This is a genomic window from Bacteroides sp. (assembly GCF_028690125.1).
Classification (GTDB): Bacteria; Bacteroidota; Bacteroidia; order Bacteroidales; family Bacteroidaceae; genus Bacteroides.
This window is the reverse complement of sequence record NZ_JAQVBV010000116.1, coordinates 1-3806: the sequence shown is the minus strand read 5'-3', so window position 1 is coordinate 3806 and position 3806 is coordinate 1. Positions and strand designations below refer to the sequence as shown.

The window sequence follows — 3806 nt, the reverse complement described above, 5'->3', positions numbered from 1 at the left end:
GCCATAATGATTAAAATTTAAGTCCACCGTTACGAGCAGCATCAGCTACTTCTTTTACTCTCCCATGATATAAGTAACCATTACGGTCGAAAACAACAGTTGTAATACCTGCTTCCTGAGCCTTTTTAGCAATCATTTCACCAACTTTAGCAGCCTGTTCTTTCTTTGCAACCTTTTCAGTCATGCCCAAAGAAGAAGCAGCAGCCAAAGTTTTACCAGAAAGATCATCGATAATCTGGACGTAAATCTGCTTGTTACTTCTAAATACACTCATACGCGGACATTCAGTAGTACCTGAAATCTTATTGCGTACTCTATATTTGATCTTAACTCGTCTTTCTATTTTTGTTGTCATAATGTTCTAATTTTATATGAATTATTTAGCACCGGCTGATTTACCAGACTTTCTGCGAATAATTTCGCCAACAAACTTAATACCTTTACCTTTATATGGTTCAGGTTTACGGAAAGAACGTATTTTAGAGCAAACTTGGCCAAGCAACTGTTTGTCACACGATTCTAATATAATAAGAGGGTTCTTATTTCTTTCAGACTTAGTTTCAACCTTCACCTCAACAGGCAATTGAATGAAAATATTGTGTGTATAACCTAAAGCCAGTTCAATAATGTTACCTTGATTAGAAGCACGATAACCAACACCAACAAGTTCCAGTTCTTTTTTATATCCTTCTGATACACCAACAACCATGTTGTGAATCAAAGAACGATATAAACCGTGAAAAGCATGTTTCTGCTTTGGGTTATCAAGCATTTCTTTTTCATTTTCTGTTAAAATAACGTGTCCGTCTTCAATGGCAACATTGATTGCAGAATTTACATATTGGCTCATTTCGCCTTTCGGTCCCTTTACGGTAACCTCATCATCCTTTAGAGTGACTGTCACTCCAGCAGGGATACTAATGGGTAATTTTCCTATTCTTGACATTGCTAATTCCTCCTAATTAATATACATAACACAAGACTTCACCACCGATCTTCAGTTCAGCAGCCTCTTTGTTAGTCATTACACCCTTGGAAGTAGATATTATAGCAATACCCAAACCATTAATAACACGCGGCATATCTTTATAACCAGTATACTTACGCATACCCGGAGAAGATATTCTTTCTAATTTTTTGATTGCATTAACTTTGTTAACAGAATCATACTTCAAGGCAACTTTAATAGTTCCTTGAGGACCATCTTCTACAAACTTATAATTAAGAATGTAGCCTTTCTCAAAAAGAATCTTTGTGATTTCTCTTTTCAAATTTGAAGCGGGAACTTCAACAACTCTGTGCTTTGCACCAATCGCGTTCCGCAACCTCGTCAAATAATCTGCTATTGGATCAGTCATATAAAAATAAATTAAATTAATCAGGACTTCCCTGACAATATTTAAACAATAATTACCAGCTTGCTTTCTTTACACCTGGAATCAGCCCGTTAGATGCCATCTCACGGAACTGAATTCTTGAAATTCCGAACTGACGAATATAACCTTTTGGACGACCAGTCAGTTTGCAACGATTGTGCATACGAATTGGATTAGAATTCTTTGGCAACTCTTGCAATTTCTGTGCAGCTTCAAAAGCATCTGCAGAATCACCCGTTCTTACGATCTGCTTCAAAGCTGCTCTTTTTTCGGCGTATTTGGCTACTAATTTAGCACGCTTTACTTCACGTGCTTTCATTGATTCCTTTGCCATATCTATTAATCTTTTTTAGCGTTTTTAAAAGGTAAACCAAATTCCTTCAATAAAGCATAACCTTCTTCATCTGTTTGCGCAGAGGTTACAAAGGTAATATTCATTCCGAGAATTCTTGTAATACTATCGATATTTATTTCAGGAAAAATAATTTGTTCCTGAATACCAAGAGTATAGTTACCTTTACCATCAAATTTGCTTTCGATACCTTTGAAGTCACGGATACGAGGAAGAGCTACACGAACCAATTTTTCCAAGAATTCGTACATTCTTTCACGACGTAAAGTTACCATCACACCAATCGGCATTTTCTTACGTAATTTAAAGTTAGCAATATCTTTACGAGAAATGGTAGCTACAGCTTTCTGACCTGTAATAGCCGTCATTTCATTGATTGCTACTTCAATAATCTTCTTATCAGCAACAGCCATACCTAAACCTTGATTGATAACAATCTTCTTAAGTACGGGTATCTGCATTGTAGAAGAATACTGGAACTGTGATTTCAATGCAGGTGCTATACGCTCTGCATATTCTTTCTTAAGACTAGCAGTATTACTCATTACTTAATCTCCTCTCCTGATTTTTTAGAATAACGCACTACAGTTCTTTTTCCATCCAAAGAACTAACTTTTCTCCCAATACGCGTTGCTTTACCAGTTTTTGGATCAACCGGGTTTAAGTTTGAAATGTGGATAGAAGCTTCCTGCTTCACAATACCACCTTGCGGGTTCTTAGCGCTTGGTTTTGTGCTCTTAGATACCATATTGATACCTTCAACGATAGCACGACCTTCACTAACAAGAACCTTCAATACACGACCAGTTTTGCCCTTATCTTCACCAGCATTTACGTAAACTGTATCGCCTTTTTTAATATGTAATTTACTCATTACTCAAATCTTTTACAAATTAAAGTACTTCAGGCGCAAGTGACACAACTTTCATGTTTGTAGCACGAAGTTCTCTTGCTACAGGACCGAAAATACGACTACCTCTAATTTCACCTGCATTATTCAGCAACACGCAAGCATTATCATCAAAACGTATATAAGAACCATCAGGACGACGGATTTCTTTCTTTGTACGTACAATCAAAGCCTTTGATACTGCACCTTTTTTAACATCACTAGAAGGGATAACACTCTTAACCGAAACTACAATGACATCCCCCACTGAAGCATAACGACGACCTGTACCACCCAAAACGCGGATACACAAAGCCTCTTTAGCTCCACTGTTATCACATACTGTAAGTCTGGATTCTACTTGTATCATAATTACTTAGCTCTTTCAATTATTTCTACTAATCTCCATCTTTTGGTCTTGCTCAAAGGACGAGTTTCCATAATGCATACAGTATCACCAATATTGCATTCATTCTTTTCATCATGAGCATGGTACTTTTTCGTCTTACTAACGAATTTACCATATATAGGGTGCTTTTCTTTAAATTTAGAAGCAACTGTGATAGTCTTTTCCATCTTATTGCTCAACACAACCCCTGTTCTTTCTTTTCTTAAATTTCTTGCTTCCATCAAGCTGATCATTTATTGTTAAGTTCTCTCTGGCGTAACTCAGTTTTCATACGCGCAATAGTCCTGCGTAATTGTTTAATTTGAGCAGGATTTTCCAAAGGAGAAATAGAATGATTTATAACCATTTGGTTATAATTAGCTGTTTCTGTCTCTACTCTTTCTACTAAATCACTAGTAGGCATTTCTTTAATTTCTGCAATTTTCATAAACACTACGCATTTTGATTTTGAATATCATAATCACGTCTTACGACAAACTTCGTTGTAATAGGAAGCTTTTGAGCAGCTAAGCGCAATGCTTCTTTCGCAATTTCGTAAGATACTCCTTCAGCTTCAATAATGATTCTACCTGGAGTCACAGGAGCCACAAATCCTTCCGGAGCACCTTTACCTTTACCCATACGTACATCAGCAGGTTTTCTAGTGATCGGTTTATCCGGGAATATACGGATCCAGATCTGTCCTTGACGTTGCATATATCTTGTTACTGCAATACGAGCAGCTTCGATCTGACGGCCTGTAATCCACTTAGTCTCCAAAGCCTTTATGCCAAAAGAACC

General features: G+C 36.9%; 10 protein-coding genes. All 10 read right to left on the bottom strand.

Going from position 1 to position 3806, the window contains the following annotated elements; all coding sequences use genetic code 11:
• Window positions 1-10: 10 nt before the first annotated feature.
• On the bottom strand, window positions 11-355 hold the full coding sequence (rplR, locus tag PHO71_RS25575) for a 50S ribosomal protein L18 (RefSeq protein ID WP_024988108.1): 345 nt from the start codon (window positions 353-355) through the stop codon (window positions 11-13).
• Between the two features lie 21 nt (window positions 356-376).
• Window positions 377-946, bottom strand: a complete 570-nt coding sequence (gene rplF, locus PHO71_RS25570; RefSeq protein WP_300209005.1) for a 50S ribosomal protein L6 — start codon at window positions 944-946, stop codon at window positions 377-379.
• A gap of 16 nt (window positions 947-962) precedes the next feature.
• Complete coding sequence (gene rpsH, locus PHO71_RS25565) at window positions 963-1358, bottom strand: 30S ribosomal protein S8 (RefSeq protein ID WP_300209004.1); 396 nt, start codon at window positions 1356-1358, stop codon at window positions 963-965.
• 52 nt (window positions 1359-1410) lie between these two features.
• A complete protein-coding gene (rpsN, locus tag PHO71_RS25560; protein ID WP_300209003.1) occupies window positions 1411-1710 on the bottom strand; it encodes a 30S ribosomal protein S14 in 300 nt (99 codons plus the stop codon).
• 5 nt (window positions 1711-1715) lie between these two features.
• The gene (gene rplE / locus PHO71_RS25555) at window positions 1716-2273 is read right to left on the bottom strand and encodes a 50S ribosomal protein L5 (protein ID WP_077152991.1); all 558 of its coding nucleotides are present in this window, start codon (window positions 2271-2273) and stop codon (window positions 1716-1718) included.
• On the bottom strand, window positions 2273-2602 hold the full coding sequence (gene rplX / locus PHO71_RS25550; protein WP_300209002.1) for a 50S ribosomal protein L24: 330 nt from the start codon (window positions 2600-2602) through the stop codon (window positions 2273-2275). Before rplX ends, rplE begins: the two co-directional genes overlap by 1 nt.
• A gap of 19 nt (window positions 2603-2621) precedes the next feature.
• Window positions 2622-2987: a 50S ribosomal protein L14 gene (gene rplN, locus PHO71_RS25545; protein WP_004296340.1), complete on the bottom strand. Its 366-nt coding sequence runs from the start codon at window positions 2985-2987 to the stop codon at window positions 2622-2624.
• 2 nt (window positions 2988-2989) lie between these two features.
• Window positions 2990-3259, bottom strand: a complete 270-nt coding sequence (gene rpsQ / locus PHO71_RS25540; RefSeq protein WP_300209001.1) for a 30S ribosomal protein S17 — start codon at window positions 3257-3259, stop codon at window positions 2990-2992.
• Window positions 3256-3453: a 50S ribosomal protein L29 gene (gene rpmC, locus PHO71_RS25535; RefSeq protein ID WP_300209000.1), complete on the bottom strand. Its 198-nt coding sequence runs from the start codon at window positions 3451-3453 to the stop codon at window positions 3256-3258. The genes rpsQ and rpmC overlap by 4 nt, the downstream gene beginning before the upstream one ends.
• 5 nt (window positions 3454-3458) lie before the next feature.
• On the bottom strand, window positions 3459-3806 hold a 348-nt coding region (rplP, locus tag PHO71_RS25530; protein ID WP_300208999.1), incomplete at its 5' end, for a 50S ribosomal protein L16.

Bases quoted from the DNA above. Each gene is read 5' to 3' on its own strand.
- rplX (WP_300209002.1), bottom strand. From the start codon at position 2,602: ATGAGTAAATTACATATTAAAAAAGGCGATACAGTTTACGTAAATGCT.
- rpsQ (WP_300209001.1), bottom strand. From the start codon at position 3,259: ATGATCAGCTTGATGGAAGCAAGAAATTTAAGAAAAGAAAGAACAGGG.
- rplN (WP_004296340.1), bottom strand. From the start codon at position 2,987: ATGATACAAGTAGAATCCAGACTTACAGTATGTGATAACAGTGGAGCT.
- rpsN (WP_300209003.1), bottom strand. From the start codon at position 1,710: ATGGCAAAGGAATCAATGAAAGCACGTGAAGTAAAGCGTGCTAAATTA.
- rplE (WP_077152991.1), bottom strand. From the start codon at position 2,273: ATGAGTAATACTGCTAGTCTTAAGAAAGAATATGCAGAGCGTATAGCA.
- rplF (WP_300209005.1), bottom strand. From the start codon at position 946: ATGTCAAGAATAGGAAAATTACCCATTAGTATCCCTGCTGGAGTGACA.
- rpsH (WP_300209004.1), bottom strand. From the start codon at position 1,358: ATGACTGATCCAATAGCAGATTATTTGACGAGGTTGCGGAACGCGATT.
- rplR (WP_024988108.1), bottom strand. From the start codon at position 355: ATGACAACAAAAATAGAAAGACGAGTTAAGATCAAATATAGAGTACGC.
- rpmC (WP_300209000.1), bottom strand. From the start codon at position 3,453: ATGAAAATTGCAGAAATTAAAGAAATGCCTACTAGTGATTTAGTAGAA.